Origin of the sequence: Curtobacterium sp. PhB137, assembly GCF_003814955.1 — a bacterium.
GTDB lineage: Bacteria > Actinomycetota > Actinomycetes > Actinomycetales > Microbacteriaceae > Curtobacterium.
In genome coordinates, this window is sequence record NZ_RKQO01000004.1 from 916354 (window position 1) to 942501 (window position 26148).

Consider the following 26148-nt stretch of genomic DNA (forward strand, 5'->3'; position numbering starts at 1 on the left):
TCAGCCCGTGAAGGTCGCCGTTCCGGGCACCGGCACGGCGACCGGCGCCGTGGCGGCGTCAGCCGTCACGGTGAGCGTCGTCGCGGCCGTCTGCCCCGAGGACAGGCCGACGAGACCGAGCACGTAGGTGCCGGCCGAGTCGACGAGGTCTGCGGGCAGGACGATGGTCCCGGAGACGTTGCCGTCAGCGTCGGCGCGGAACTGGACGCCGGGGATCGCGACGGCGTCGGCTGCGTCGCCGACGGCAGCGGTGACGACCTCGTTCGGGGCGAAGCCCGAGCCCTGCACGCGGACACCGGTGGTGGTGGCCTCGGTCAGCGTGGCGGAGGTGGTGAGCAGACGTGCTGCCGCGGTGGGCTGCGGCGTGAAGTACGTCGTGGTGTCGTCGATGCGCAGGGCCGAGATCGAACCGCTGGCGTCGGCGGCGAGGGCCTGGGCGTCGGACTCGAGCGGCGAGGCGAGGCTCTTCAGCTCGCCGCCGGGGGCGGTGGTCGCGTCAGGAGCCTCGGTGGTCGGCGGCGTCGGGGCGGTCGTCGGCGTCTCGGTGGGCGCGGGGGTCTCGGTCGGAGCCGGCGTCTCGGTCGGGGCGGGCGTCTCGGTCGGGGCGGGCGTCTCGGTCGGCTCGTCGGTCGCGGGCGGTGCGGGGACCTCGGCGGTGATGTCGATGCCGACGTAGACGACGTAGCCGACGACCTCGGCGTCTGCTGCCTTCAGGTCGGTGGCGAGCTTCGAGGTCGACTCGACCTCGCCGGTGGCGGGGTCGATCCACCGGGTGAGGCCGTCGCTGACACCGTCGGTGTTGCGGGCGTCGGTGGCGAAGACGACGGTCTGCGCGCTGGTGTCGCCGCCCTCCTGGATCGCGAGGCCGAAGCTCGTCGCCCCGGTCGTGGTGGTGCTGAGGCCGGAGGCGAGCGCCCCGACCTCGCCGCCGGGCACCGGCTTCGTCAGGCCGCGGACCAGGCCGACGGCCTCGCCGTCGGAGACCGACAGGCCGTCCTCGTCGAGCGTCGCGAAGTCGGTGATCTTCCCGCCGGCGGTCGGGTCGGACAGTGCCGCCCAGTACCACTTGTCGTTCAGCGGGACGGTGCCCTCGGGTGCCGCAGTGAAGTCGGCGGCCGAGTCGGTCCAGGTCACGATCGCCGACGCGGCGGTGGTCGTCTGGTTCGCGGTGGAGACGGTGGGGACGAGCGCAGCGGTGACGCCGAGCACGGTGGCGCCGACGGCGGCCGCGGTGATGCGGGAACGAAGCACGGTGTGGAGATCCATCCGGTCAGAGGACAGGGGTCGTCCTCTGTGACGCCCCCGTGCTGAGACGATGCTCAGCGGAACGAACCTATCGACTTCATGAGGATTCCGCACCCCTTTGGGGCACAGTGTTCACATCGTGCAGGTGAACAGCGTCAGACGTCGAGGTGGTCGACCAGTTCGTCCGCCAGGCCCGTGTACGTTGCCGGCGTCAGGTTCGTCAGCCGGGCCTTCGCGCCGTCCGAGATGTCCAGGCCGTTCACGAACACGATGAGGTCCTGCTGGGTCACCCGCTTGCCGCGCGTGAGGTCCTTGAGCATCGCGTAGGGGTCCTCGATGTTCGACTGCCCGGCGGTGACCTCGGCACGGATGACCGTCTGGATCGCCTCGGCGAGGACCTCCCAGTTGTGGTCGAGGTCGTCGGCGAGCTTGGCCTCGTTCACCGAGATCTCGCCCAGGCCGCGGCGCAGGTTGTCGAGCGCGAGCAGCGAGTGCCCGAACGCGACGCCGATGTTCCGCTGCGTGGTCGAGTCGGTCAGGTCGCGCTGCAGACGGCTCGTCACCAGGGTCTCGGACAGGGTGGAGAACAGCGCCGACGAGATCTCGAGGTTCGCCTCGGCGTTCTCGAACTTGATCGGGTTGATCTTGTGCGGCATCGTCGACGAGCCGGTGGCACCGGCGACCGGGATCTGCGTGAAGTACCCCATCGAGATGTAGGTCCACACGTCGGTCGCCAGGTTGTGCAGGATGCGGTTGGCGTGCCGGATCCGGTCGTACAGCTCGGCCTGCCAGTCGTGCGACTCGATCTGCGTGGTGAGCGGGTTCCAGGTGAGCCCGAGGCCCTCGACGAACTCGCGCGACAGCGTCGGCCAGTCGGCCTCGGGGTCCGCGGCGAGGTGGGCCGAGAAGGTGCCGGTCGCGCCGGAGAACTTGCCGAGGTACTCGCCGCCCTCGATCTGGGCCAGGACGCGCTCGAGCCGGTAGACGACGACCGCGAGCTCCTTGCCGAGCGTCGACGGGGTCGCGGGCTGCCCGTGCGTGTGGGAGAGCATCGGGACGGCGCGCAGCTCGACGGCGAGCGTCCGCAGCTTCTCGAGCACAGCACGGTACGCCGGCAGCCAGACCTGGTCGACGGTGTCGCGCACGGTCAGGGCGTACGACAGGTTGTTGACGTCCTCGCTCGTGGCGGCGAAGTGGGTCAGCTCGGCGATCGCGTCCAGCCCGAGCTCCGAGAGCCGGCGGCGGACGAAGTACTCGACGGCCTTGACGTCGTGGCGGGTCGTCGCCTCGATCTCGGCGAGTTCGGCGATCTGGTCGTGGCCGAAGGTCTCCACGATGCGCCGGAGCGCGGCCTTGTCGTCGACGCTGAGCGGCGAGGTGGTGAACATCGCGTGGTCGGTCAGGAAGACCAGCCACTCGACCTCGACCACGATGCGCGCGCGGTTGAGCCCGGCCTCGGAGAGGTGCTCGCCCACCGTGTGCACGATCGGGTAGTAGCGCCCGTCGAGCGGGCTGATCGGCTGCGGGGGAAGGGGGGTCATGGGGCTCCCTGACGGACTGCCGGCTCGAGCTGGTGGAAGAGCGCCCGGCAGGCCCGTTCGACGGTCGAGAGCACTCGGTCGAACTCGTGCCGGTCCGCGTAGTACGGGTCCGGCACGTCGGTCTGCTGGGGCCAGGCGTCGTCGTACCGCAGCAGGAGCGTCACCTTGGCGGAGTCGTCCATGGTCGGTGCCCACGATCGCAGGACGCGTTCGTGGGAGCGGTCGAGTGCGACCACCAGATCGAGGTCCGGGAACCGGTCCGGGTCGAACTGACGGGCGCGATGCCTGCTGCCATCGTATCCGCGTGCCGCGAGGGCTGCGATCGTGCGCTCGTCGGCCGGTTCGCCGACGTGCCAGTCACCAGTGCCGGCCGACTCGACGTGGAAGCGTTCGGCGAGCCCGGCGTCCGCGGCGATCTGCGCGAAGACGACGCCGGCCATCGGGGACCGGCAGATGTTGCCACTGCAGACGAACGAGACGCGGAACGGGGCGTCGACGTCCGGGGCCATGGTCACATCATGACGCAGGGAGGTGTCCTCCGCGAGGTCCGTCCGCGTCACGCCCGCTGGCGGTTCAGCACCGGGCGGACGAACAGCCCGATCAGCCAGGCGAAGACGGCGAGCACGAAGGCCCCGACGATGCCCCAGCCGAACGACTCGACCTCGAGCCCGAAGCCGAACGCGTCCGAGATGCCCGCGACGATGAGCAGCAGGATCGCGTTCACGATGAAGGAGATCAGCCCGAGGGTCAGGATGTAGATCGGGAACGCCACGATCCGGATCAGCGTGCCGATCACGGCGTTGACGAGCCCGAACACGAAGGCCACGAGCAGGTAGGTGAGCACGGTCGCCGTGGTCCCGCCGTCGCCGAACGCGGTGACGGAGACGCCGCTGACGATGAGCGTGGTGAGCCAGAGGGCCACGGCGTTGACGACGAGGCGGACGAGGAATCGCATGCACCCATGATGCCCTCCGGTCCCCGCGCACGTGCCGGTAACCTGAACCGGTGACTGACGAGCGTGTGCACATCCGGCCCGAGATCGCCGTCCTCCCCGCCTACAAGCAGGGACGCCAGGCCGCCGACGACGCCTTCAAGCTGTCGAGCAACGAGAACCCGTTCCCCCCGCTCCCCGGGGTGGTCCAGGCCGTGCAGGCGCAGACCGCGTTCAACCGCTACCCGGACGCCACCGCCCTGGCCGTCCGTGCCGCGCTCGCGAACCGCTTCGGACTGACCGCCGACGAAGTGCACGTCGCCCCGGGCAGCGTCGCGATCCTGCACGAGCTCGCCCGCGCGACCTCCGGCCCGGGCGACGAGATCGTCTACGCCTGGCGGTCGTTCGAGGCCTACCCCGGCGTCGTCACCGTCGCGGGTGCCACGAGCGTGCAGGTGCCGAACCGGCCGGACGGCGGCCACGACCTCGACGCGATGGCCGCCGCCGTCACCGACCGCACCCGCATGGTGATCGTGTGCACGCCGAACAACCCGACCGGCCCGATCGTGACCGAGTCCGAGTTCGCGTCCTTCATGGCCGCGGTGCCGCAGTCCGTGCTGGTCGTGCTCGACGAGGCATACGCCGAGTTCGCCACCGACGAGGCCGCCGTGCACGGGCACCCGTTGCTGGCCCGCTACCCGAACCTGGTCGTCCTCCGGACCTTCTCGAAGGCGTACGGTCTCGCCGGGCTGCGCGTCGGCTACGCCCTCGGCCCGGTGTACGTGCTCGAGGCGGTCCGCGCGTGCGCGATCCCCCTCTCCGTCACGGCCCAGGGGCAGGCGGCCGCACTGGCCAGCCTGGAACGCGAGGGCGAACTGCTCGAGCGGGTCTCCGAGATCGCCGCGCTGCGGGACCGCATCGTCACCGAGCTGCGCGAGCAGGGGTGGGCCGTGCCGGACGCCCAGGGCAACTTCGTCTGGCTGCCGACGGGGGACCGCACGGTCGCGGCGGCCGCCGCCTTCGAGGAGGCCGGCATCATCGTGCGGGCCTTCCCGCCGGAGGGCATCCGCATCTCGATCGGCGAGCACGAGGCTGTGGAAACGCTCCTCGAAACGGCCCGCTCGCTTGTGGGGGACCTCCAGGTGGCCGACTGATGCCTGCCGCTACGCTGGCCCGCATGTCATTCCGCGCCGCGGCTCCCGCGACGACCACCGTCCGGCTCCTCGACCCCGAGGGTCGGTTCGTGGAGTCCGACGAGAACGCCGAGTTCGCCGCCGCCGCGCGGGCGATCCCCGACGAGACCCTGCTGGCGATGCACCGCCGCATGGTCCTCACCCGACGGTTCGACCACGCCGGCCACAACCTGCAGCGCACCGGCCAGCTGGGCCTCTGGGTCCCGAGTCACGGGCAGGAAGCGGCGCAGACCGGTTCCGCGTTCGCCCTGCGCGCCCAGGACCACGTCTTCCCCTCGTACCGCGAGCACGCCGTCACGATGCAGCGCGGTGTCGAGCCGATGGAGATCATCGCGATGTACCGCGGGCAGACCCACGGTGGATGGGACCCGGACCAGCGCGGCAACACGCACATCTCCACCCTGGTGATCGGCTCGCAGACCCTGCACGCCACGGGCTACGCACTCGGCCAGAAGCTCGACGGCGACGTCGGTACCGGTGACCCGGACCGCGACGCATGCTCCATCGTGTACTTCGGCGACGGCGCGACCAGCCAGGGCGACGTCAACGAGGCGTACGTCTTCTCCGCATCGACGAAGGCCCCCGTCGTCTTCTTCCTGCAGAACAACCACTGGGCCATCTCGGTGCCGGTGTCGGTGCAGTCCCCGACGCCGCTCGTCGACCGTCCCCGCGGCTTCGGGATCCCGAGCGTCCTGATCGACGGCAACGACATCCTCGCCTCGTACACGGCGTCGGTCGTCGCCACCGACCACGCCCGAAGCGGCCAGGGTCCCGCGTTCATTGAAGCCGACACGTACCGCATCGGCGCGCACACCAGCTCGGACGACCCGAGCCGGTACCGCGCGGACGGCGAACTCGAGGACTGGGTCCGCCGCGACCCGATCGTCCGCTCCGAGGCGTACCTGCGCTCGAAGGGCGCGACGGACGAGCAGTTCGCCGCGTTCGACGAAGAGGGCGAGGACATCGCCGCCGACGTCCGCCGCCGCACCGTGGCGCTGACCCCGCCGTCCGTCGACGTCATGTTCGACAACGTCTACCGCGAGCCGCACCCGCTGGTCGCCGAGCAGAAGGCCTGGCTCGAACAGTACGAGGCCGGCTTCGAAGGGGGCGCCCACGCATGAGCACCACCGAGCAGCTCTTCGACTACACGCTGCGCTCCCACCCGGGCGCCGGCGAGGTCCCGAGTGACCCCACCCCGACCCTGCCGATGGCGAAGGCCCTCAACGCCGGGCTCGCCGCGGCGATGCAGGCGGACGACAAGGTCCTGCTGATGGGCGAGGACATCGGCCAACTCGGCGGCGTCTTCCGCATCACCGAGGGCCTGCAGGACCGCTTCGGCCCGGAGCGCGTGCGGGACACCCCGCTCGCCGAGGCCGGCATCATCGGCACCGCGATCGGCCTCGCCCTGCGCGGCTACCGCCCGGTCGTCGAGATCCAGTTCGACGGCTTCGTGTGGCCCGGCTTCGACCAGATCACCTCGCAGCTCGCGAAGATGGCGAACCGGCTGCCGGCGCACATGTCGCTGCCCGTCGTCATCCGCATCCCCTACGGCGGCCACATCGGTGCCGTGGAGCACCACCAGGAGTCGCCCGAGGCGTACTTCGCGCACACCCCCGGTCTGCGCGTGGTCAGCCCGAGCACCCCGAACGACGCCTACTGGATGATCCAGGAGGCAATCGCCTCGAAGGACCCGGTCGTCTTCCTCGAGCCGAAGTCGCGCTACTGGCCCAAGGGCCAGGTCGACCTCGTCGACGGGCACGTCCCGATGCACACCACGCGTGTGGCACGCACCGGCACCGAGGTCACCCTCGTCGGCCACGGTGCGATGGTCGCGACCCTCATGCAGGCTGCCGAGCTCGCCGAGTCCGAGGGCACGAGCTGCGAGGTCATCGACCTCCGCTCGATCTCGCCCATCGACTGGGACCCGATCCTCACCTCGGTCCGCAAGACCGGTCGCCTCGTCATCGCGCAAGAGGCGTCCGGCTTCGTCAGTGTCGGCAGCGAGATCGCCGCCACGGTCGCCGAGAAGGCGTTCTACACGATGCAGGCGCCGCCGCTGCGGGTGTCCGGGTTCGACATCCCGTTCCCGGTATCGAAGCTGGAGCACCTGCACCTGCCGGACGCCGACCGCGTCCTCGAGGCCGTCGACCGCGCCCTCGCGTACTGATCCAGCTCGACTGACCCAACTCGTCCGAACGCCGAAGGAGCCGTAAGTGGCCGTCGCCGAATTCCCCCTGCCCGACGTGGGCGAAGGCCTCACCGAGGCCGAGATCGTGCAGTGGCGCGTCGCGATCGGGGACGAGATCACCGTCGACCAGGTCCTGGTCGAGATCGAGACCGCGAAGTCGCTCGTCGAGCTGCCGTCGCCGTTCGCCGGCACCGTCACCGGGCTGCTCGTCTCCGAGGGCGACACGGTCGAGGTCGGCAAGCCGATCATCCGTGTCGAGTCCGATGCGTCGGTCGCGTCCGGCGCGCCGGTCACGGCTCCGGCCGCCCAGTCGGGAGGCCCGGCACCGGTCGCCGACAGCGTCCCGACCTCGCCCGTGGTCGCCCCGACCCCGCCGGCAGCGCCCGCCCCGGTGGCTCCGGTCGCGCAGACCCAGCCCACCCCCGCGGCGGCCCCGGCACCCGCTGCTGCACCTGCTCCCGTCGTCGCTGCCGCCCCCGCGGCAGCGCCGGTGCAGCCCGTCGCCGACGGCGCTTCCGTCGTCGGGACGGACGAGTCCTCCGGCGCCGTCCTCGTCGGCTACGGCTCGGCGACCTCGTCGCCGTCCCGTCGCAAGCCGGGCGCCCGCCGGGCCGCAGCCCTCGCGGCCGAGGCGAGCCGTGCCTCCAGTGTGGATGCGCAAGCAGCGGCCGAAGCGGCCAGCGATCCCGGTGAGGACACCACCGCCGAGGCGATCGCCGGTCTGGCCTCCGCGCCCGCGCGCAAGCAGACCCTCGCGACCAACGTGCTCGCGAAGCCGCCGATCCGGAAGCTCGCGAAGGACCTCGGTGTCGAACTGACCGAGATCGTCGCGACCGGGTTCGCCGGCGAGGTCACCCGCGACGACGTCATCCGGCACGCGAAGCAGGCCAGCGTCTTCCGCAACATCGAGACGCCCGAGTGGGGCGAGGTGCGCAGCGAGACGATCCCGGTCAAGGGCGTCCGCAAGGCCATCGCGACCGCGATGACCACCTCGGCCTTCACCGCACCGCACGTGTCGCTGTTCGTCGACGTCGACGCGACCCACACGATGGAGTTCGTCAAGCGCCTCAAGGCGTCGCCGACGTTCGCCGGCGTCAAGGTCTCGCCGCTGCTCATCGTGGCGAAGGCCGTCATCTGGGCCGTCCGCCGCAACCGTTCGGTGAACTCGACCTGGACCGACCGCGAGATCATCGTCCACCACTTCGTGAACCTCGGCATCGCCGCAGCGACCCCTCGTGGGCTCATCGTGCCGAACATCAAGGACGCGCAGGACATGTCGCTGCTCGAGCTGGCGCAGGCGCTCGAGGAACTCACCCTCACCGCCCGTGACGGCAAGACGACGCCGAAGCAGATGGCGAACGGCACGGTCTCGATCACGAACATCGGCGTGTTCGGCATGGACACCGGCACCCCGATCCTCAACCCGGGCGAGGTCGCCATCGTCGCCATGGGCACGATCAAGCCGAAGCCGTGGGTCGTCGACGGCGAGGTCCGCTCGCGCATGGTGACGACCATCGGCGCCTCGTTCGACCACCGCGTCGTCGACGGCGACGTGGCGTCGCGGTTCGTGCACGACGTGGCCTCGGTGCTCGAGGAGCCGGCGCTCCTGCTCGACTGAGTGGCGTTCAGGGGCCGGCGCGTCGGTCGTTCCGCTTCGTGAGCAGAAATGGTCGGGTGGCTTCGAGCCACTCGACCATTTCTGCTCACCATCTGCGGCCTTCCGCAATCGTCGCGTGGTGTTCACACGGATGTCGGTGGTGCGGGGGATGATCAGGGCATGGTCCACCAGCTCCTGACCCCCTCGCAGGAGATCCGAACGGATCGCCTCCTGCTCACCCCGCTCACGCCGGCCGACATCGACGACGTGCACGCGGTGTTCGCTGACGCCCGCACCTGGCAGCACCTGCCGAGCGGACGGCATGTCGCCCGGAGCTCGAGCGTGGACCTGGTGCAGCGGAAGATCGGTGGTCGGGCCCGACACGGACTCGGTTCGTGGGCCGTCCGCACGGCTGCAGACCACGTGTTCGTCGGGGTCGGCGGGGTCGACATGACCGCCGGTGGGGTCTGGAACCTCGGGTACCGGTTGGCTCCCGCGGCCTGGGGGCAGGGCTTCGCGTCCGAGATCGCCCTCGCTGCCGTGCGCGCTGCTGCCGAGACCGCGCCGGACGTCCCCGTGACGGGTCGCGTGCTCACGAACAACCCCGCGTCCGCTGCGGTGCTCCGTCGTGCCGGGCTGTCACTCGTGTGGCAGGGGGCTCCCGGGGTGCAGACGTCCTCCGCCGCGGGGGTCGAGGGGCAGGTCTGGACCGACCGGCTGCTCTCCGACGAACAGTTCGCCTGGCTCGTCCGCAACGCCTGAACCCTCCCGCCGGTCCACGCGGAACGTCACGCACGTTGGCGTTCCGAGGTCGACTCGCTACTGTGATGGGAACTGGTCATGTCCGCGCATGACCACCACCCAGGACCAGCAACGGAGCACGAGGGACGCATGACGAGCCGCATCACCGAGGGTGCCGAACCGAAGCACCAGCAGTTGCGGCGCATCCTGCTCGACCTCGCCACCGCGCGCCTGGCCCCCGGCGCCGCGATCCCGTCCGAACGCCAGCTCATCGCCGAGTACGGCGTCTCACGGATCACCGTGCGCGAAGCACTCGGGCAGCTCGTCAACGAGGGCTACCTCGAGCGCGTGCGCGGCAAGGGCACGTTCGTGGCGCACCGCCCCGTGCAGTCGACGCTGCACCTCGCGTCGTTCACCGAGGAGATGCGCGCGATGGGCCACGTCCCGACCACGGTTGTGCTGGTGCGCGAGGAACGTGTGCCGCCGAGTGACACCGTGGCGGCGCTGCGGCTCGACGCCGAGGTGTCGGCCTTCCACGTGAAGCGACTCCGGATGGCGGACGGCGCTCCGGTGTCGATCGACGACGCCTGGCTCGTGGCCGATGCGTTCCCGGGCCTGCTCGACCACGACCTGTCCGGGTCGGTGTACTCGATCATCGCGAACGAGTACGGCACCCCGATCGACCGGGCACAGCAGACGGTGGCCGCGAACCCGGCCGCCGACGACGTCGCGACCCTGCTCGGCACGAAGACCGGTGCTCCGGTGCTCGAGTTCGACCGGGTGTCGTACGCGGGGGAGCGCCCCGTGGAGCACACCCGCAGCTGGTACCGCTCGGACCGCTACCGCGTGCAGATGGAGGTCACCGCGACCCCGGCGGTCGCGTAGTCCGGCACGAACGCGAAAGCGACTGTGTGCCGCGAACAGTTCGCGGTACACAGTCGCTTTCGCAGGACGAACCGGGGAAGAACCGGAGTGGGCCCGGGTCAGACCTCGAACAGGGTGTCACCGTCGAGCACCGAGGTGCCCACCGTGCCCTGGTCGACGGTGTCCGGCGCGGAGCCGAGCACCACGACGGGGCAGATCGGCGAGTAGCCGGCGGCCGAGATCACCGAGGGGGTGAACCGGACGACGGGGTCGCCGGCCGTGACCGTCGAGCCCTCGGTGGCGAGGAGCTCGAAGCCCTCGCCCGACAGCTTCACGGTGTCGATGCCGACGTGCACGAGGACGTCCGTGCCCGCCGAGCCCTGCAGCGCGAACGCGTGCGGGTGCAGCTTCACGATGGTGCCGTCGACCGGGGCCACCGCGGTGACCGCGCCCTCGACGCCCGTCGGGTCGACGGCCACACCGGCGCCGACGAGCTGGCCGGCGAACACCGGGTCCGGCACGTCAGCGAGGGCGACGACCGGGCCGGCGAACGGCGTGCGGACCGCCGTCACAGTTCGTCCTGGATGTCCTGCGCGAGGTTGTCGGCGACCGTGCCGACGATGACCTGCCAGCCGGTGCCGCCGCCGACGACGGCCTGGGCGCCCGCAGCCTGGAGCGCGGCCTTGTCGACGAGGTCGCCGTCCTCGACCTCGACACGGAGGCGCGTGATGCAGCCCTCGACCTCTTCGATGTTGTCGGCACCGCCGAGCGCGGCGATGATGTCGGCTGCCTTGATGTCGGCCATCGTTTCCTCCTCGTTAAGGGTTTTCGTACCAGGTTGACACGGGACCGGTCTCGGTTCAGACTACGGAACTGGTCATGACCGGACAGGACCGGACCTGGCGACACCGCCGAGGTTACCTGCGCTGGCTGCACGACTCAACTCACCCCGACAGCTCCACCCAATGACGAGAGGACCTCCGATGAGCGCCACCACTGCCACGGACGTGCCGGAGAAGAAGAAGCCGAAGAAGCAGTCCCGGCTCTTCGCCAACGCCCAGCGCCTCGGACGGAGCCTGCTCCTGCCGATCGCGGTCATGCCCGCTGCGGGCATCCTGAACCGCATCGGGCAGCCCGACCTGCTCGGCGCGATCCCCGGCTTCGAGACGGGAGCGGGAGTCATCTCGGCTGCCGGACAGGCCATCTTCACCTGGCTGCCGCTCCTCTTCGCGGTCGGCATCGCGATCGGGTGGGCGAAGAAGTCGGACGGCACGACCGCTCTGGCCGCCGTCGTCGGCTACATGGTCATGTACCAGGTGTTCGCAGTCATGTCCCCGGTTGTGCTCGCGGGGGTCAAGGACGCGAACGGTGACCAGGCGACCATCAACTTCGGTGTCCTCGGCGGCATCGTGATGGGGCTCGTCTCGGCGGTCATGTGGGAGAAGTTCCACCGCACGAAGATGCCCGACTTCCTGGGCTTCTTCTCCGGTCGTCGCCTCGTCCCGATCCTGACCGCTGCGGCTGGTCTCGTCATCGCCGTGCTCATGGCATTCGTCTACCGCTACTTCGACATCGCGCTCACGGCAGCCGGTACCGCCGTTGCGGACAACGCCGTGATCGGTGGCGGCATCTTCGGGTTCGCGAACCGCATGCTCATCCCGATCGGCCTGCACCAGCTGCTCAACTTCTTCCCGTGGTTCCAGCTCGGCAGCTTCACGAACGCGGCCGGCGACATCGTGCACGGCGACATCCCGCGCTTCCTCGCCGGCGACCCGACCGCTGGTATCTTCCAGACCGGCTTCTTCCCGATCATGATGTTCGCGCTGCCGGCCGGTGCGCTCGCGATCTGGCGCAACGCCAAGCCGCAGAACCGCAAGCTCGTCGGCGGCATCATGATCTCGGCCGCGCTCACCTCGTTCGTGACCGGCATCACCGAGCCGCTCGAGTACTCGTTCATGTTCGTGGCGTTCCCGCTGTACATCATCCACGCGGTGCTCACCGGGACCTCGCTGGCGCTGGTCAACGCCCTCGGGATCCACGACGGGTTCTCGTTCTCGGCCGGTGCGATCGACTACGTGCTGAACTTCGGCAAGGCGGACGGAGCGATCTGGCTCATCCCGATCGGCCTCGGCTACGCGGTCGTGTACTACTTCCTGTTCAGTTTCGTGATCAAGAAGTGGAACCTCCGCACGCCCGGGCGTGAAGAGGACACGATCGCCGAGAACACGATCGACGCGGCCACCAAGCCGTAGACGTCACCACGTGACGGACAGGAGGCGCGGTGCCAGCTGGCACCGCGCCTCCTGTCCGTCTGTCGTCACCACCAGAGCGCTGATACCGGTTTTGACAATCGTTATCAGCAAGCGCTACCGTCGGAGCATGCACAACCGCCTCCTCGCCCTCCCGCTCGTCGCCGGCGCCGCCGCGCTCGCCCTGACGGGCTGCGCGACCTCCTCGGCCTCGGGCAACGCCAGCAGCGACGGGAAGATCGCCGTCGTCGCCTCGACCAACGTCTACGGCTCGATCGTCCAGTCGATCGGCGGCGACCAGGTGTCGGTCACGAGCATCCTGAACGACCCCTCGCAGGACCCGCACTCGTTCGAGTCGAGCGCCCGCACCCAGCTCGCGGTGTCGAAGGCCGACCTGCTCATCGAGAACGGCGGCGGGTACGACGACTTCATGACCACGCTCGCCGACGCCTCGGACACCAAGGCCGACACCATCAACGTCGTGAAGCTCTCGGGCTTGGACAAGGGTGGCGACGCCGAGTTCAACGAGCACGTGTTCTACAGCTACCCGACGATGGTGAAGCTGGTCGACGACGTCACGAAGCGCCTGTCCGCGCTCGACGCGGGCGACAAGACCACGTTCGAGAAGAACGCCGACGCGCTCACGACGAAACTCGAGGGCCTCGAGTCCCAGACCGCCGACTTGAAGAAGACGTACGACGGCGAGAAGGTGGCGTACACCGAGCCGGTGCCGGGCTACCTCTTCGACGCGATCGGTCTCGACAACGTCACCCCCGAAGCGTTCTCCGAGGCGATCGAGGAGGGCGACGACGTCCCGCCGGCAGCCCTCAAGGACACCCTCGCGCTGTTCAGTGGCAAGAGCGTGGAGCTGCTCGCCTACAACGACCAGACCTCGAGTGCCGAGACCGAACAGGTCAAGAAGGCCGCCGACCAGGGCGACGTCCCGGTGGTCGGTGTCACGGAGACGCTCCCCAAGGGGCAGGATTACGTCTCGTGGCAGCAGGCGAACATCGACACGGTGCAGGCGGCGCTCCAGAAGTGACGACCTCGACCGCAGCAGCGACGACCGACAGCCCGGCGACCACCTCGGTGGACGACCGGGCTGCGGCCCGTCCGGTCCTGGCCCTGCGCGACGCCGGGCTGTCCTTCGGCGAACGGAAGCTCTGGGGACACCTGGACCTGGACATCGCGCCGGGGGAGTTCGTCGCGGTCCTCGGCCCGAACGGCGCCGGGAAGACCTCGCTCCTGCGCACGGTGCTCGGGCAGCAGCGCCTGACGAGCGGCACGATGTCGTTCCTCGGCCAGCCCGTCCGTCGTGGACACCGGAAGATCGGCTACATCCCGCAGCAGCGACTCATGGAAGCCGGCACCCCCCTGCGCGCGCGGGACATGATCGCGCAGGGCGTGACGGGGCACCGGTGGGGCGTCCTGCCGACGTCGAAGGCCGACCGCGCCCGCATCGACCGGATCCTCGACGAGGTCGGCGCCACCGCGTTCGCGGACGCCCCGGTGGCCGAGCTGTCCGGCGGCGAGCAGCAGCGCACCCGCGTCGGTCAGGCCATCGCCGCCGACCCGGCACTGCTGCTGTGCGACGAACCCCTCATCTCACTCGACCTGCGGCACCAGCGCGGCGTCACCGAGCTCATCGACCGGCAGCGTCGGCAGCACGATGCGGCCGTGCTCTTCGTGACGCACGACGTGAACCCGATCCTCGACGTCGTCGACCGGGTCCTGTACATCGCCGGTGGCCGGTTCCGGATCGGTTCCCCCGACGAGGTCCTGCGCGCCGACGTGCTGAGCGACCTGTACGGCACCCCCGTCGACGTCGTCCGCACGATGGGCCGCATCGTCATCGTCGGCGCGAACGACGCGCACGACCACCACCACGGCGAGGTCGACCCGCACGCCCCGGCGTCGGACGAAGGGCGGATCTGATGGACGTCCTGTCGACGGTCTTCTCGTTCCAGGACTACGGCGAGCTCGTGGCCCTGGTGCAGAACTCGATCTGGGCCGGCGCGGTGCTCGGCATCGTCGGCGGGCTCATCGGCCCGTTCGTCGTCGCCCGGAACATGCCCTTCGCGGTGCACGGCATCTCGGAGCTGTCGTTCGCCGGCGCGAGCGCATCCCTGCTGCTCGGTGTCAACGTCGTCACGGGCTCGCTCGTCGGGTCGGTGATCGCGGCGCTGCTCATCGGGGTGCTCGGCTCGAGGGCGCGTGACCGCAACTCGATCATCGCCGTGCTCATGCCGTTCGGTCTCGGGCTCGGCATCCTGTGCCTGGCGCTCTACAAGGGGCGTGCGGCCAACAAGTTCGGGCTGCTCACCGGCCAGATCGTGTCGGTGGACAACCCGCAGCTGTGGTTCCTGATCGTCATCGCCGCCATCGTGGTCGCGACCCTGCTCGTCATCTGGCGGCCGCTGATGTTCGCGTCGGTCGACCCCGACGTGGCCGCGGCCGCAGGCATCCCGGTGCGGACGCTCGCGATCGTGTTCATGCTCGTCCTCGGCCTGGCCACCGCGGTGTCGGTGCAGATCGTCGGCGCGCTGCTCGTGCTGTCGCTGCTCGTCACCCCGGCCGCTGCGGCCCTGCGGCTCAGCTCGCACCCGGTCGTCGTGCCGGTGCTGTCCACGGTGTTCGCCGTGGTGTCGGTCGTCGGTGGCATCCTGCTGGCACTCGGCGGCGGCCTGCCGATCAGCCCCTACGTGACGACGATCTCGTTCGCGATCTGGGTGGTCTGCCGGATCGTCGGGGCCCGGCGCGACCGCCGTGGACGCGACCGGGTCGTCCGCCGCGACCAGCGTGGCGGGGGCACACCGGGCCTCCCGTCCGGAACGTCAGCCGAAACGAAGGTGGGTGCACCAGCATGAACGCCGTGCAGAAGGTCAAGCGGAACACGTGGCAGCGCGAAGCGGTGCGCGGTGCCCTCGAATCCACCGAGGGGTTCGTCAGCGCGCAGGCGCTGCACCAACACCTGCGTGACGAGGGCTCGACCATCGGCCTCGCCACCGTCTACCGGGCGCTCGCCGACCTGGCGACCGAGGGTGACGCCGACTCGTTGCAGCAGGACGGCGAATCGCTGTACCGGGCGTGCACGACGGACGCGCACCACCACCATCTGATCTGCCGGAACTGCGGCCGGACCGTCGAGATCGAGGCGGACCCCGTCGAGCAGTGGGCGCAGGACGTCGCCGCCGCCAACGGGTTCACGAACGCCAGCCACGTCGTCGACATCTTCGGCGACTGCGCGGTGTGCACGGCATCTGCCGCCGCAGCCGGACCGCGGACCGGCGACGCCGACGGCGAGTAGCGTCCGCGCCATGCACGTCATCCTGGTCCCCGGGTTCTGGCTCGATGCGAGCGCGTGGGACGACGTCGCCCCGGTGCTGCTGCAGGCGGGCCACACGGTCGAGGCGATCACCCGCGACGGCGACACGCTCGACGAGCAGGTCGCGGCGCTCGTGGAGCGCCTGGACGACGTCGCCAGCCCGGACGAGCCCGTCGTGCTCGCCGGACACTCCGGTGCCGGACCGATCGCGTACATGGCCGCCGACCAGCGGCCCTCGCTCGTCGCACACCTGCTCTACGTCGACACGTTCCCCGGTCCCGCCGGCGGCTGCGTGAACGACGAACTGCCCGTGGTGGACGGTGTGGTGCCGCTGCCGTCGTGGGACGTCTGGGAGCCGGCCACGGTGCGCGGGATGACGCCGGCGTTGCGGGAGTCCTTCGAGCACCGCGCGATCCCGGAGCCGGCCGCCGTGCCGTCCGACCGGTTCCACTACGCCGACGCCGCCCGGCACACGATCCCCGCGACGGTGATCACCTGTGAGATCCCGGCGACCGAGCTCGCGACGATGGTGGCCGACCACCAGACCTGGGCCGCGGAACTCGTCGAGACCGAGGAACTCAGCATCGTCGGACTCGAGACCGGACACTGGCCGATGTTCACGGCGCCGCGCGAACTCGGCGAGCTCATGGTGCGTGCGCTTGCGACACGCCCGGAGCTCGCGTAAGCTCTTCCCTTGGTCCTCCACGTCCGCGTGGTGGACTGTTGTTCCAAGCCCTCCGACCGTCGCGAACGCCGCGGTCGCGTGGTGTCCGTTCCCCCTTCGACAGGGGCTGCGGGCCTGGGCGGTGTGCACAACCCCCTCGCATGCACCACTCCGGTGGTCCTGCGCGTGCGCACCAGGCAAGTGAACTTGGGTGCGGCCGTCCGGTCGCACGGTACCTCAGGAGGAAACCATGGCAGCAGTGTGCCAGGTGACCGGCGCCGTTCCCGGCTTCGGTCACAACATCTCGCACTCGCACCGCCGGACGAAGCGCCGCTTCGACCCGAACGTGCAGAAGAAGACGTACTACGTGCCGTCGCTGCGTCGCAACGTGACGCTCAACGTCAGCGCTAAGGGCATCAAGGTCATCGACGCGCGGGGCATCGAGTCCGTCGTCAAGGACGTCCTCGCCCGTGGGGAGAAGATCTGATGGCGAAAAAGGGTCAGGACATCCGTCCGATCATCAAGCTCCGCTCGACGGCGGGCACCGGGTTCACGTACGTGACCAAGAAGAACCGTCGGAACAACCCCGACCGTCTCGTGCTGAAGAAGTACGACCCGGTGATCCGCAAGCACGTCGACTTCCGTGAGGAGCGCTAAGCATGGCGAAGAAGAGCAAGATCGCGAAGAACAACCAGCGTGCCGTCATCATCGCGCGCTACGCCGAGCGTCGTCTCGAGCTGAAGAAGGCCCTCGTGGACCCGAACGGCTCCGACGAGTCGCGTGAGGCCGCTCGCGTGGGCCTGCAGAAGCTGCCCCGCGACGCATCCCCGATCCGCTACCGCAACCGCGACGCGATCGACGGCCGCCCCCGTGGCCACCTGGGTGAGTTCGGCATCAGCCGTGTCCGCTTCCGCGACATGGCCCACCGTGGAGAGCTCCCCGGCATCACGAAGAGCTCCTGGTAAGCACTCGCAGTACCCGACGCCCCGTCACCTCCTGGTGGCGGGGCGTTCGCTGTGTCCGGGGTACAAGGGCGCCTCAGGGGTCACATCTGCCCCGTTGGACCCGCGACAAGCCCGGAAATCCGGGCGAGTCGGCTGAAAACGTCCGATGTGGCTGGTAGGTTCAACTCCGGTTCCGCCGGGCCCTCGGCCCACTGGCACCGTGGCACGGGGCAACCGCTCCGGGCGCCGGACGGCACGTCCGTCCGACCGATACTGCAAGAAGTCCGAGGAGGACATCCATGGCTGACAAGTCACTGAACCGCACCGAGCTCGTCGCTGCCGTCGCCGCCGAGTCCGGCCAGAGCCAGGCCACCGTCAACGGCGTCGTCGACGCGCTCTTCAGCGTCGTCTCGTCGTCCGTCGCGGACGGCACGAAGGTCACGATCCCCGGTTGGATCGCCTTCGAGAAGACGCACCGCGCCGCCCGCACCGGCCGCAACCCGCAGACGGGTGAGGCCATCGAGATCGCCGCGAGCGACTCGGTCAAGGTCAGCGCCGGCTCGAAGCTCAAGGCTGCGGTCAAGTAAGACTGTTCCGCGTATCGGGAGGGACGGCTTCGGCCGTCCCTTTCGTCGTTCCCGGGGTGCGTTCGGTGCGTCGGGTCGCGTTCGTCCTGTCGCGTCGACCGGGAGGCCCGTGCCGGTTCCCACAGGTCGGCCCCGCCGGTTCGGTGGCCGGGTGGGCACCGCCTAGGCTTGACGGGTGAATCGGATCGCGCGCATCGCCGGTCCCGCCGTGCTCCTGCTCGTCGGGTTCGTGGCGCTGCTCACGGCACTCGTCATCGGCGGTGGTGCGAACGCAGCGCTGATCGCCGACCCTGGTGCCCTGGTCCGGTTCGGTCTGCCGATCTCCCGGTTGGTCGTGGACCTGTCCGCCGCTGCGACGATCGGCGGCCTCGCGTTGGCCACCGTCGGACTCTCGCGCTCCGGCCCGGAGTGGAACCGCGCCATCGACGTCGCGGCCGCCGCCAGCGGGCTCTGGACGGTGTCGTCCGCGGTCACCACCTTCTTCACGTTCCTGAGCGTCGCCGGCTCGAAGATCAGCATCGACGAGCAGTTCGGCCAGTCGATGGGCGTGTTCCTCACCGGAACGGACCTCGGGCTCGCCTGGCTCGTGACGGTGCTCGTCGCGGCTGCCGTCACGGTGCTCTGCTTCGCCGTCCGTTCCCGGGGCATGGTCGCCCTGACCGCCGGTGTGTCGATGATCGGCCTCATCCCGCTCGCACAGCAGGGCCACGCCGCCGGCACCGCGAGCCACGACGCCGCCGTGACCGCGCTCGGGCTGCACCTGGTCGGCGCCGCGCTCTGGGTCGGTGGCCTGACCATGCTCGTGCTCCTGCGCGGCGTGCTGCCCGGTGACCGCCTGGCCGTGGTCGTCGCGCGGTACTCGAGCATCGCGCTCGGGTGCTTCGTGCTCGTGGCGGTGTCGGGTGTCGCCTCGGCACAGATCCGCGTGGGTGCCCTGTCGAACCTGTTCACGCCGTACGGCACCCTCGTGCTGGTCAAGATCGGCGCGATCGTCGCCATCGGGGTCCTCGGTGCCGTGCAGCGTCGGCGTGCGATCCGCTCCCTGACCGAGGCGCCGGCACGGCACCGCCCGTTCTGGACCCTGATCGTGGTCGAGCTCGCCGTGATGGGCGTCGCATCGGGTTTCGCCGCGGCGCTCGGACGCACGGCCACCCCGGTCGACCAGATCGCGCTGAGCAAGACGACCGACCCGAGCCCCGCCGAGCTGCTCACCGACGACCTGCTGCCGCACGCGCCCGGGGCCTGGGGCTGGCTGACGCAGTGGAACATCGACCTGTTCTGGCTGATGGCCGCCGTGCTGCTCGCTGCGACCTACGCGGCCGGTGTCGTGCGCCTGCGCCGCGCCGGGGTCCACTGGCCGGTGCGCCGTTCGGTGGCGGCAGCCCTCGCGATCATCTCGCTCGTGGTCGCGACGTCCGGTTCGCTGCACCAGTACGACCGGTTCCTGGTGTCGGCGAACGTCGGCGCGCACGTGCTGCTCGGCCTGGTGGTGCCGGCGCTGGTGTGGGCGGCGGCTCCCGTCGTGCTCATCCGGGCCGCGGTGCACCCGCGCGACGATGACAGCACCGGGGTGCGCGAGTGGACCGGTGTGCTGGTCGACAACGCCGCGGTCCGCTACCTGGTGCAGCCCTTCCCGGCGTTCCTGCTCGCCGCAGCGGTGTGGTGGGCGTACTTCGCCACGGATGCCGTCCGGTGGTCGGTGAGCGACTCCACGGGGCGCACGGTCATCGACGTGGGCTTCCTGCTCGTCGGGCTCCTGGCGATGCCGACGCTCTTCACACCGGTCGCGGCCGGCCAGCAGTACCCGACCCGCGCAGCAGCGATCGTCCGGATCGTCGGGGCCGCGGTCGTCGCCGCCGGAGCGGTGTCGCTCGGCGTCGCGATGCGCGGGCCGCTCGGACTGCTGCAGGCGTCGTGGTTCGGGGCGATGGGGCGGACGTGGGGCCCCGATCCGCTCGTCGACCAGGCCCGTGGCGGGCTCGTGCTCGTGGTCGCCGGGGTGCTGCTCCTGGTGGCGGTCGTCGTGGTGGTGCTCGTGCAGCTGCGGCGCGCTGGATCGGCGGCGCACACGCTCGGAGCGGACGCGCGGACCCTCGAGCAGGACGCACGATGAGCGTCGAGCTCAGCGACGAGCAGCGGGCCGTCTTCGAGTACATCGAGCACACCCGCGACCACGTCTTCATCACCGGTCGTGCCGGCACGGGCAAGTCGACCCTGCTCAACCACCTTTCGTGGAACACCGAGAAGCAGGTCGTGATCTGCGCACCGACCGGGGTTGCAGCCCTGAACGTCGGTGGCCAGACGATCCACTCGTTGTTCCGCCTGCCGATCGGGCTCATCGCCGATGCCGAGCTGCGCCAGGGACCGGACACCCGCAAGCTCCTGAACACCATCGACACCCTGGTCATCGACGAGGTCTCGATGGTGAACGCCGACCTGCTCGACGGGATGGACCGCTCGCTGCGCAAGGCCCGCGGGCGGCAGTTCGAGGCGTTCGGCGGAGTGCAGGTGGTCATGTTCGGCGACCCGTACCAGTTGCCGCCGGTCCCGGGTGGTGCCGACGAACGCGCCTACTTCACCGACCACTACCGGTCGATGTGGTTCTTCGACGCCAAGGTGTGGCTCGAGGCGAAGCTGAACATCATCGAGCTCGCCACCGTGCACCGTCAGCGCGACGACGCCTTCGCCGCCATGCTCACGGCGGTGCGGCACGGCCGGGTGACCGCCGAGATCGCGGACCAGCTGAACACCGCGGGCGCACGGCCCTCGCCCGACGACGCCATCACCCTCGCCACCCGGAACGACACCGTCGCGCGCATCAACAAGGCGGCGCTCGAACGGTTGCCCGGCAAGGTGAAGACCGCGAAGGCCGACGTCAACGGCGACTTCGGCGGGCGGAACTTCCCGGCCGACGAAGCCCTCGAGCTCAAGCCCGGCGCGCACGTGATGTTCCTGCGCAACGACGCCGACCAGCGGTGGGTGAACGGGACGCTCGGCATCGTCACGGCGATCCGCGACACGGTCTGGGTCGACGTCGACGGAGAGTCCTTCGAGGTCCAGCCGTCGGTGTGGGAGAAGTTCAAGTACTCCTACGACGCCGACAAGAAGGAGCTCAAGAAGGACACCGTCGGTGAGTTCCAGCAGTTCCCGCTGCGGCTCGCGTGGGCGGTGACGATCCACAAGTCGCAGGGCAGCACCTACGACCGCGCGGTGGTCGACCTGGGCAACCGGGTGTTCAGCGCCGGACAGACCTACGTCGCGCTGTCACGCCTGACGTCGCTCGAGGGGCTGTACCTGACCCGGCCGCTGCGGCCGCAGGACATCATCGTCGACACGGACGTCCGACGCTTCATGTCCGAGGCGCCACGCATCGTCGCGACGGCACTCGAAGCTCGGAAGCCGGAGCCTGCGCCGGATCCCGACTCCGGCGACGACGCCTGACGCACCCACGACGACGCCCGCCTGCCGGAGCGGCAGACGGGCGTCGGGGAGCGTGTCGGTGCGTCAGGCGCGAGCCGCCGCACGCAGCGCGCGGAGGTTCTCCTTGTCGGCACCGAGCGCCGTCAGCAGCAGGATGACCCCGACGATCGCGTGGAACACGTTGTCGGTGGTGTTCAGCGCGAAGATGTTCGCCGAGGTGTTCACGAAGACGAAGCCGTACACGGCCAGCACCACGAGCACGGCGCCGACGACCAGGTTGCCGTTCCGCGAACCGATGGTGGTGCCGAGCCCGGTGATGAGCAGGACCGCGGCGAGCAGCACCCAGATGAGGGCGAGCGGCGGGTTCACCCCGAAGGCGTTCCAGAGCATCCCGCCCTGGCGGCTGAAGAAGCCGGGGTCGCCGTCGGCGGCGAAGAAGAAGCCCAGGATGCCCCAGAGTGCGAGGACGCCACCGACCGTGAGCGCGAGCCCGCGGTTCGGTGAGGCGGTGATGCCCGGTTCCTTGATGGCCACTTCGGTCTCCTCCTCGTACACTGCCGACGCGACGTGCGTCAGTCCGGCGGTGCCCGCCGGACTGAGCGGCGCGGCACTGAGCGGCACAGCGCGGGATCCGCGGGTGACGGCCGCGCGGTTCCCAGCCTCCGGCCGGTGAGCCAACGGTATCGTGTCCGACCCCGACCGTCCGAATCGCAGCGCCGTCACCAGGCGTGCGACGAGACCGACGACGACCACTCCGAGGAGGACCAGCCCGGTGACCTTGACACCCGAGCGCAATGCACCGGAGTCGCGTGGACCGAGCGTCTCGCGGCGGTTGCGGTGGGGTGTGCTGGCGGCTCTGGGGTTCGTGATCGTGCCTTCCGTCTACGCGGCCGCGGTGCTGACGCCGGTGGGGCAGCGCATGGAGGACGCCGCGCTCGGCGGGGTCCGTGAGTCCGACCTGTTCAGCTCGGACACTGCGCTCAACGTCATCTCGGTGCCGGTGATCCTGTTGCTCGTTGTCGTGATCGTCGCGGTGGCGTTCGCCAGGCGACGGCTCTCGGTGGGGCTCGGCGCGGGTGCAGTGGTGCTCGCGTCGGCGGCCACCTCGACGCTCGTCAAGCGTATCGCCGAGCGCCCGGAGATCGCCCAGTCGACGACGCCGAACTCGTTCCCCTCGGGCCACGCGACCATCGCGCTGGCCGCACTGTTCGCCGTCCTGATGGTCACGCCCCGTCGCTTCCGGCCGATCGTCACGCTGCTCGGTGCCGCCTACGCGGTCTTCGTCGCCAACCAGACGGTCGTCTACGGCTGGCACCGGGTGAGCGACATCATCGGGGCGTGCGCGATCGCGATGTTCTGGCTCGGCGTCGTCCGGGCGTTCGGTCCGAGGGTCGACCGGGGCCTCCGAGGTGACCGGGACGGCCGTCGGGGTCCGCGCCGGGTGGTCAGCGTCGTCCTGCTCGTCGCCACCGGGGTCACGCTGGCCGTCGGCGTCGCCGCGCTCGTCGTCGGCCTGACGGGGGACGGTGCTCACGACCACGCCGCGATCCTGATGGCCGGACGACTGGCCTCGAGCGCGAGCGTCCTGGCGGTGGTGACCGCGGTGTGGTTCCTCGACGGCATGCACCACGCGGCCCGGACCGACCCCGCAGCGCTGTCCGCAGCTCGCTGACGCCTGGTGGGAATGCACCGGCGTACGCTACGTTGTACCCAGCAAGTCGATGCAAACGCATCGATATCGCGAAAGGCGGCGCATCATGCAGTTCGGCATCTTCACGGTCAGTGACGTCACGACCGACCCCACGACCGGCACCACGCCGGACGACACGCAGCGCGTCCGTGACATCCTCACGATCGCGCAGCACGCCGACCAGGCCGGACTCGACGTCTTCGCCACCGGCGAGCACCACAACCCGCCGTTCGTCGCCTCGTCGCCGACCACGTTGCTGGCCTACCTCGCGGCGAAGACGAAGGACATCACGCTCTCGACGAGCACCACGCTCATCACCACGAACGACCCGGTGCGCATCGCCGAGGAGTACGCGATGCTCCAGGTGATCTCCGACGGCCGCATGGACCTCATGATGGGTCGCGGCAACACCGGCCCGGTCTACCCGTGGTTCGGGCAGGACATCCGCCAGGGCGTCAACCTGGCGATCGAGAACTACGCGCTCGTCCGCCAGCTCTGGGAGAACGACGTCGTCAACTGGCAGGGCAAGTTCCGCACGCCGCTGCAGGGCTTCACCTCGACGCCGCGCCCCCTCGACGGCGTGCCCCCGTTCGTCTGGCACGGCTCGATCCGCACGCCCGAGATCGCGGAACAGGCCGCGTACTACGGCGACGGCTTCTTCCACAACAACATCTTCTGGCCGATCCAGCACACCGAGCAGATGGTCGGGCTGTACCGCCAGCGCTTCGAGCACTACGGTCACGGCCGTGCGGACCAGGCGATCGTCGGTCTGGGCGGGCAGTTCTTCGCGCGCAAGAACTCGCAGGACGCGGTCAACGAGTTCCGGCCCTACTTCGACAACGCCCCGGTCTACGGCCACGGCCCCTCGATGGAGGACTTCGCCGCCCAGACCCCGCTCACGGTCGGTTCGCCGCAGCAGGTCATCGACCGGTACGCGGCCATGAAGGACCACGTCGGCCACTACCAGCGCCAGCTGTTCCTGGTCGACCACGCCGGGCTGCCGCTCAAGACCGTGCTCGAGCAGATCGACATCCTGGCCACGGACATCGTCCCCGAGCTGCGCAAGCTGAACGACGAGGGCCGTCCGTCCGACGTGCCGTCGAACCCGCCGAGCCACACGGAGCGCGCCGCCGCGGCGCTCGCCGCCGGCACGGTCGGCAGCGACCACGTCGCCGCCGAGGACGAGTGGACGGGCGCCTCCGTCTGACGCTCTCAGCGCTCGGTTCGTGAGCAGAAATGGTCGGGTCCCGCGAGGTGACCCGACCTTTTCTGCTCACGATGCGGGGTTCACGCGACCACATGCGGACGGGAGGGACGGTGCCGGCTGGCACCGGGCCTCCCGTCCGTCTCGGCACGCGTCCACGGCGCGAGTCGGCTTTCGGGTTCAGCGACAGATCACGGGGCCGGCGGCGCGTGAGCTGTCGCTCAGCGCGAGAGCTCGGCGGGGGACGCGGGCTCGGCGACCGGGCGGGCCGGCACGAGCTTCAGGCCGACGACGCAGCCGACGATCCCGGCGATGAACAGCACGCGCAGCAGGGTGACGGGCTCGGCGCCGGTGGCCATGCCCCACAGCACCGTCAGAGCTGCACCGGTGCCGGTCCACACGGCGTACGCGGTGCTGATCGGGATGTGCTTGAGGACGTAGCCGAAGGCGACGAGGCTGATCACGATCGTGATCGCGAACACAACGGTCGGGCCGGGTCGGGTGAAGCCGTCGCTCTCGCCGAGGGCGGTCGCCCACACGGTCTCGAGCGTGGCGCTGAGGAACAGGACGATCCAGGCCACCTCAGCTCACCACCTTGAGGCCGACGACGCAGGCGACCAGGCCGAACACGAGGCCGAGGCGTGCGAGCGACGCGGCTTCCTGCCGGCGCAGGATCGACACGACGACCGTCAGTGAGGCGCCGATGCCGACCCAGACGGCGTAGGCGGTGCCCACCGGGATCGACTTCATCGCGAACGCGAGCCCGACCATGCTCAGCGCCATGCCGGCGATGAACACGATCGTCGGCACGACCTTCTTGAAGCCGTTCGAGGCGCTCAGCGCGGTGGCCCAGACGGCCTCGAGCACGCCGCTCAGCACGAGGATGACCCATGCCATGACGATGTTCCCTTCGTTCGGTCGCATAGTCGCACGACTGTGCGACAACGACCTCGACGGTAGCACGAGTTCGTACGACTGTGCGAGTATGGCGTCGTGGCCAGGAGCATGGACGTCGAGCAGCGGCGCCGCACCGTGTCCGAGGCGGCGTGCCGGGTGCTCGCCCGCGACGGACTCGGGGCGCTCAGCGTCCGGAACGTCGCGGCTGAGGCCGGACTGCCGCCGAGCACCGTCCGCTACACCTTCCCGACCCAGGCGAGCGTCCGGTCGCACGCGCTCGAGCTCGTGTTCGACGCGACCGCGGCCCGGATCGACGCCGTGCCCGCGGACCTGCGGGGCACGGCGTACGCGCACGCGGTCCTGCTCGAGCTCCTGCCCCTCGACGAGGAGCGACGCATCGAGCTCGACGTCTACCTGGGCCTCGGCACGGCGGCGCTGACCGACGCCGAGCTGCGGCCGTTCCACGACCGGGTCGTCGACGAGATGCGGGAGTGGTGCGGGCGGATCCTGCGGGCGCTCGGGGTGCCGGACGCCGACGTGCCCTACGAGACCCGGCGGCTGCACGCCCTGGTGGACGGGCTCGCGATGCACATCGTGCGGGTCGATCCCGGGGGTGACGCCTCGTGGGCGATCGACACGCTCGACCGGCACGTGGCGGGCATCGCCCGGGTCTGACTGCGGCACGGTGCCGGGTTCGCGGGCCGGTGCGGCGTTGTGGCTGGCGGTGGAGCACGTGCACGGTGCCGGGTTCGCGAACCCGTGCGTCGTTGGTGGCTCCGTGCGGCGCTCCAGGCCTGCACCGAGCGAGCAACCCTGCACGGGGTGAACGAACTCGCACGGTGCGCAGGCGGCCGCGCGCGGACCGCCA

At 70.2% G+C, this 26148-nt stretch carries 30 protein-coding genes; 21 read left to right on the plus strand and 9 right to left on the minus strand.

Annotated elements, in window-relative coordinates; translation table 11 throughout:
* From EDF28_RS04840 to EDF28_RS04855, 4 genes are all read right to left on the minus strand, one after another.
* Complete coding sequence (locus tag EDF28_RS04840; protein ID WP_123937356.1) at positions 1 to 1266, minus strand: hypothetical protein; 1266 nt, start codon at positions 1264 to 1266, stop codon at positions 1 to 3.
* A gap of 134 nt (positions 1267 to 1400) precedes the next feature.
* On the minus strand, positions 1401 to 2786 hold the full coding sequence (gene purB / locus EDF28_RS04845) for an adenylosuccinate lyase (protein ID WP_123672158.1): 1386 nt from the start codon (positions 2784 to 2786) through the stop codon (positions 1401 to 1403).
* A complete protein-coding gene (locus EDF28_RS04850) occupies positions 2783 to 3295 on the minus strand; it encodes a low molecular weight protein-tyrosine-phosphatase (RefSeq protein WP_123293449.1) in 513 nt (170 codons plus the stop codon). The genes purB and EDF28_RS04850 overlap by 4 nt, the downstream gene beginning before the upstream one ends.
* A 47-nt stretch (positions 3296 to 3342) precedes the next feature.
* Positions 3343 to 3741 (minus strand): phage holin family protein, encoded by a 399-nt coding sequence (locus EDF28_RS04855; RefSeq protein WP_111087052.1) that lies wholly within the window; start codon positions 3739 to 3741, stop codon positions 3343 to 3345.
* Between the two features lie 50 nt (positions 3742 to 3791).
* Between EDF28_RS04855 and EDF28_RS04860 the strand changes: the two genes are divergently transcribed.
* From EDF28_RS04860 to EDF28_RS04885, 6 genes are all read left to right on the plus strand, one after another.
* Complete coding sequence (locus tag EDF28_RS04860; protein ID WP_123293828.1) at positions 3792 to 4871, plus strand: histidinol-phosphate transaminase; 1080 nt, start codon at positions 3792 to 3794, stop codon at positions 4869 to 4871.
* 23 nt (positions 4872 to 4894) lie between these two features.
* Positions 4895 to 6031, plus strand: coding sequence for a thiamine pyrophosphate-dependent dehydrogenase E1 component subunit alpha (locus tag EDF28_RS04865; RefSeq protein WP_111087051.1), 1137 nt, complete (start codon positions 4895 to 4897; stop codon positions 6029 to 6031).
* 86 nt (positions 6032 to 6117) lie between these two features.
* Positions 6118 to 7077 carry an alpha-ketoacid dehydrogenase subunit beta gene (locus EDF28_RS04870; RefSeq protein WP_111087054.1) on the plus strand — a complete coding sequence of 320 codons (960 nt, stop codon included), beginning with the start codon at positions 6118 to 6120 and terminating at the stop codon, positions 7075 to 7077.
* A 46-nt stretch (positions 7078 to 7123) separates the two neighbouring features.
* Positions 7124 to 8716: a dihydrolipoamide acetyltransferase family protein gene (locus EDF28_RS04875; protein ID WP_123937357.1), complete on the plus strand. Its 1593-nt coding sequence runs from the start codon at positions 7124 to 7126 to the stop codon at positions 8714 to 8716.
* Positions 8717 to 8875: 159 nt separating this feature from the next.
* A complete protein-coding gene (locus EDF28_RS04880) occupies positions 8876 to 9457 on the plus strand; it encodes a GNAT family N-acetyltransferase (RefSeq protein WP_185094130.1) in 582 nt (193 codons plus the stop codon).
* A gap of 129 nt (positions 9458 to 9586) precedes the next feature.
* Positions 9587 to 10321 carry a GntR family transcriptional regulator gene (locus tag EDF28_RS04885; RefSeq protein ID WP_123293453.1) on the plus strand — a complete coding sequence of 245 codons (735 nt, stop codon included), beginning with the start codon at positions 9587 to 9589 and terminating at the stop codon, positions 10319 to 10321.
* 98 nt (positions 10322 to 10419) lie between these two features.
* Here the strand turns inward: EDF28_RS04885 and EDF28_RS04890 are convergent, their stop codons facing one another.
* Both EDF28_RS04890 and EDF28_RS04895 read right to left on the minus strand, forming a co-directional pair.
* Positions 10420 to 10872, minus strand: coding sequence for a glucose PTS transporter subunit IIA (locus tag EDF28_RS04890; RefSeq protein ID WP_123293454.1), 453 nt, complete (start codon positions 10870 to 10872; stop codon positions 10420 to 10422).
* Complete coding sequence (locus EDF28_RS04895) at positions 10869 to 11105, minus strand: PTS transporter subunit EIIB (protein ID WP_071253138.1); 237 nt, start codon at positions 11103 to 11105, stop codon at positions 10869 to 10871. Before EDF28_RS04895 ends, EDF28_RS04890 begins: the two co-directional genes overlap by 4 nt.
* A 178-nt stretch (positions 11106 to 11283) precedes the next feature.
* On the opposite strand from EDF28_RS04895, the gene EDF28_RS04900 reads away from it, so the two are divergent.
* The 12 genes from EDF28_RS04900 to EDF28_RS04955 all read left to right on the plus strand — a co-directional run bounded on the left by EDF28_RS04900 (position 11284) and on the right by EDF28_RS04955 (position 21510).
* A complete protein-coding gene (locus tag EDF28_RS04900; protein ID WP_123293455.1) occupies positions 11284 to 12552 on the plus strand; it encodes a PTS transporter subunit EIIC in 1269 nt (422 codons plus the stop codon).
* Between the two features lie 127 nt (positions 12553 to 12679).
* Positions 12680 to 13591: a metal ABC transporter solute-binding protein, Zn/Mn family gene (locus EDF28_RS04905; protein WP_123937359.1), complete on the plus strand. Its 912-nt coding sequence runs from the start codon at positions 12680 to 12682 to the stop codon at positions 13589 to 13591.
* 47 nt (positions 13592 to 13638) lie between these two features.
* Positions 13639 to 14484: a metal ABC transporter ATP-binding protein gene (locus EDF28_RS04910; protein WP_123937638.1), complete on the plus strand. Its 846-nt coding sequence runs from the start codon at positions 13639 to 13641 to the stop codon at positions 14482 to 14484.
* Positions 14484 to 15416, plus strand: coding sequence for a metal ABC transporter permease (locus EDF28_RS04915; protein ID WP_123937360.1), 933 nt, complete (start codon positions 14484 to 14486; stop codon positions 15414 to 15416). The genes EDF28_RS04910 and EDF28_RS04915 overlap by 1 nt, the downstream gene beginning before the upstream one ends.
* A complete protein-coding gene (locus EDF28_RS04920; protein WP_123937361.1) occupies positions 15413 to 15856 on the plus strand; it encodes a Fur family transcriptional regulator in 444 nt (147 codons plus the stop codon). The genes EDF28_RS04915 and EDF28_RS04920 overlap by 4 nt, the downstream gene beginning before the upstream one ends.
* Positions 15857 to 15866: 10 nt before the next feature.
* A complete protein-coding gene (locus tag EDF28_RS04925; RefSeq protein ID WP_123937362.1) occupies positions 15867 to 16559 on the plus strand; it encodes an alpha/beta fold hydrolase in 693 nt (230 codons plus the stop codon).
* Positions 16560 to 16788: 229 nt separating this feature from the next.
* Entirely contained in the window at positions 16789 to 17025 is a 237-nt protein-coding gene (gene rpmB, locus EDF28_RS04930) for a 50S ribosomal protein L28 (RefSeq protein WP_111085377.1), read from the plus strand.
* Positions 17025 to 17195, plus strand: a complete 171-nt coding sequence (rpmG, locus tag EDF28_RS04935; RefSeq protein WP_017886456.1) for a 50S ribosomal protein L33 — start codon at positions 17025 to 17027, stop codon at positions 17193 to 17195. Before rpmB ends, rpmG begins: the two co-directional genes overlap by 1 nt.
* A 2-nt stretch (positions 17196 to 17197) precedes the next feature.
* Positions 17198 to 17503, plus strand: a complete 306-nt coding sequence (gene rpsN, locus EDF28_RS04940) for a 30S ribosomal protein S14 (RefSeq protein ID WP_111085378.1) — start codon at positions 17198 to 17200, stop codon at positions 17501 to 17503.
* A gap of 278 nt (positions 17504 to 17781) precedes the next feature.
* Positions 17782 to 18069 (plus strand): HU family DNA-binding protein, encoded by a 288-nt coding sequence (locus EDF28_RS04945; protein ID WP_111085379.1) that lies wholly within the window; start codon positions 17782 to 17784, stop codon positions 18067 to 18069.
* A gap of 175 nt (positions 18070 to 18244) precedes the next feature.
* A complete protein-coding gene (locus EDF28_RS04950) occupies positions 18245 to 20182 on the plus strand; it encodes a cytochrome c oxidase assembly protein (RefSeq protein WP_123937363.1) in 1938 nt (645 codons plus the stop codon).
* Positions 20179 to 21510 carry an ATP-dependent RecD-like DNA helicase gene (locus EDF28_RS04955; RefSeq protein WP_123937364.1) on the plus strand — a complete coding sequence of 444 codons (1332 nt, stop codon included), beginning with the start codon at positions 20179 to 20181 and terminating at the stop codon, positions 21508 to 21510. The genes EDF28_RS04950 and EDF28_RS04955 overlap by 4 nt, the downstream gene beginning before the upstream one ends.
* Before the next feature lie 63 nt (positions 21511 to 21573).
* Here the strand turns inward: EDF28_RS04955 and EDF28_RS19140 are convergent, their stop codons facing one another.
* Positions 21574 to 22023, minus strand: a complete 450-nt coding sequence (locus EDF28_RS19140) for a DUF4383 domain-containing protein (RefSeq protein WP_165901145.1) — start codon at positions 22021 to 22023, stop codon at positions 21574 to 21576.
* A 238-nt stretch (positions 22024 to 22261) separates the two neighbouring features.
* Between EDF28_RS19140 and EDF28_RS04965 the strand changes: the two genes are divergently transcribed.
* Both EDF28_RS04965 and EDF28_RS04970 read left to right on the plus strand, forming a co-directional pair.
* Entirely contained in the window at positions 22262 to 23161 is a 900-nt protein-coding gene (locus EDF28_RS04965; protein ID WP_123937365.1) for a phosphatase PAP2 family protein, read from the plus strand.
* A gap of 85 nt (positions 23162 to 23246) precedes the next feature.
* Positions 23247 to 24386 (plus strand): CE1758 family FMN-dependent luciferase-like monooxygenase, encoded by a 1140-nt coding sequence (locus EDF28_RS04970; RefSeq protein WP_123339972.1) that lies wholly within the window; start codon positions 23247 to 23249, stop codon positions 24384 to 24386.
* A 218-nt stretch (positions 24387 to 24604) separates the two neighbouring features.
* Here EDF28_RS04970 and EDF28_RS04975 read toward each other — a convergent pair whose 3' ends face one another.
* Complete coding sequence (locus EDF28_RS04975) at positions 24605 to 24964, minus strand: multidrug efflux SMR transporter (RefSeq protein ID WP_123937366.1); 360 nt, start codon at positions 24962 to 24964, stop codon at positions 24605 to 24607.
* A gap of 1 nt (position 24965) precedes the next feature.
* A complete protein-coding gene (locus EDF28_RS04980) occupies positions 24966 to 25280 on the minus strand; it encodes a multidrug efflux SMR transporter (protein ID WP_123293830.1) in 315 nt (104 codons plus the stop codon).
* A 96-nt stretch (positions 25281 to 25376) separates the two neighbouring features.
* Here EDF28_RS04980 and EDF28_RS04985 point away from each other — a divergent pair, with 96 nt between their 5' ends.
* The gene (locus tag EDF28_RS04985; protein ID WP_165901146.1) at positions 25377 to 25955 is read left to right on the plus strand and encodes a TetR/AcrR family transcriptional regulator; all 579 of its coding nucleotides are present in this window, start codon (positions 25377 to 25379) and stop codon (positions 25953 to 25955) included.
* Positions 25956 to 26148: the final 193 nt, after the last annotated feature.

Bases quoted from the DNA above. Each gene is read 5' to 3' on its own strand.
- EDF28_RS04905 (WP_123937359.1), top strand. From the start codon at position 12,680: ATGCACAACCGCCTCCTCGCCCTCCCGCTCGTCGCCGGCGCCGCCGCG.
- EDF28_RS04840 (WP_123937356.1), bottom strand. From the start codon at position 1,266: ATGGATCTCCACACCGTGCTTCGTTCCCGCATCACCGCGGCCGCCGTC.
- purB (WP_123672158.1), bottom strand. From the start codon at position 2,786: ATGACCCCCCTTCCCCCGCAGCCGATCAGCCCGCTCGACGGGCGCTAC.
- EDF28_RS04865 (WP_111087051.1), top strand. From the start codon at position 4,895: ATGTCATTCCGCGCCGCGGCTCCCGCGACGACCACCGTCCGGCTCCTC.
- EDF28_RS04850 (WP_123293449.1), bottom strand. From the start codon at position 3,295: ATGGCCCCGGACGTCGACGCCCCGTTCCGCGTCTCGTTCGTCTGCAGT.
- EDF28_RS04980 (WP_123293830.1), bottom strand. From the start codon at position 25,280: ATGGCATGGGTCATCCTCGTGCTGAGCGGCGTGCTCGAGGCCGTCTGG.
- EDF28_RS04895 (WP_071253138.1), bottom strand. From the start codon at position 11,105: ATGGCCGACATCAAGGCAGCCGACATCATCGCCGCGCTCGGCGGTGCC.
- EDF28_RS04955 (WP_123937364.1), top strand. From the start codon at position 20,179: ATGAGCGTCGAGCTCAGCGACGAGCAGCGGGCCGTCTTCGAGTACATC.
- EDF28_RS04920 (WP_123937361.1), top strand. From the start codon at position 15,413: ATGAACGCCGTGCAGAAGGTCAAGCGGAACACGTGGCAGCGCGAAGCG.
- EDF28_RS04880 (WP_185094130.1), top strand. From the start codon at position 8,876: ATGGTCCACCAGCTCCTGACCCCCTCGCAGGAGATCCGAACGGATCGC.
- rpmB (WP_111085377.1), top strand. From the start codon at position 16,789: ATGGCAGCAGTGTGCCAGGTGACCGGCGCCGTTCCCGGCTTCGGTCAC.
- rpsN (WP_111085378.1), top strand. From the start codon at position 17,198: ATGGCGAAGAAGAGCAAGATCGCGAAGAACAACCAGCGTGCCGTCATC.
- EDF28_RS04915 (WP_123937360.1), top strand. From the start codon at position 14,484: ATGGACGTCCTGTCGACGGTCTTCTCGTTCCAGGACTACGGCGAGCTC.
- EDF28_RS04970 (WP_123339972.1), top strand. From the start codon at position 23,247: ATGCAGTTCGGCATCTTCACGGTCAGTGACGTCACGACCGACCCCACG.
- EDF28_RS04900 (WP_123293455.1), top strand. From the start codon at position 11,284: ATGAGCGCCACCACTGCCACGGACGTGCCGGAGAAGAAGAAGCCGAAG.
- EDF28_RS04925 (WP_123937362.1), top strand. From the start codon at position 15,867: ATGCACGTCATCCTGGTCCCCGGGTTCTGGCTCGATGCGAGCGCGTGG.
- rpmG (WP_017886456.1), top strand. From the start codon at position 17,025: ATGGCGAAAAAGGGTCAGGACATCCGTCCGATCATCAAGCTCCGCTCG.
- EDF28_RS04945 (WP_111085379.1), top strand. From the start codon at position 17,782: ATGGCTGACAAGTCACTGAACCGCACCGAGCTCGTCGCTGCCGTCGCC.
- EDF28_RS04855 (WP_111087052.1), bottom strand. From the start codon at position 3,741: ATGCGATTCCTCGTCCGCCTCGTCGTCAACGCCGTGGCCCTCTGGCTC.
- EDF28_RS04870 (WP_111087054.1), top strand. From the start codon at position 6,118: ATGGCGAAGGCCCTCAACGCCGGGCTCGCCGCGGCGATGCAGGCGGAC.
- EDF28_RS04885 (WP_123293453.1), top strand. From the start codon at position 9,587: ATGACGAGCCGCATCACCGAGGGTGCCGAACCGAAGCACCAGCAGTTG.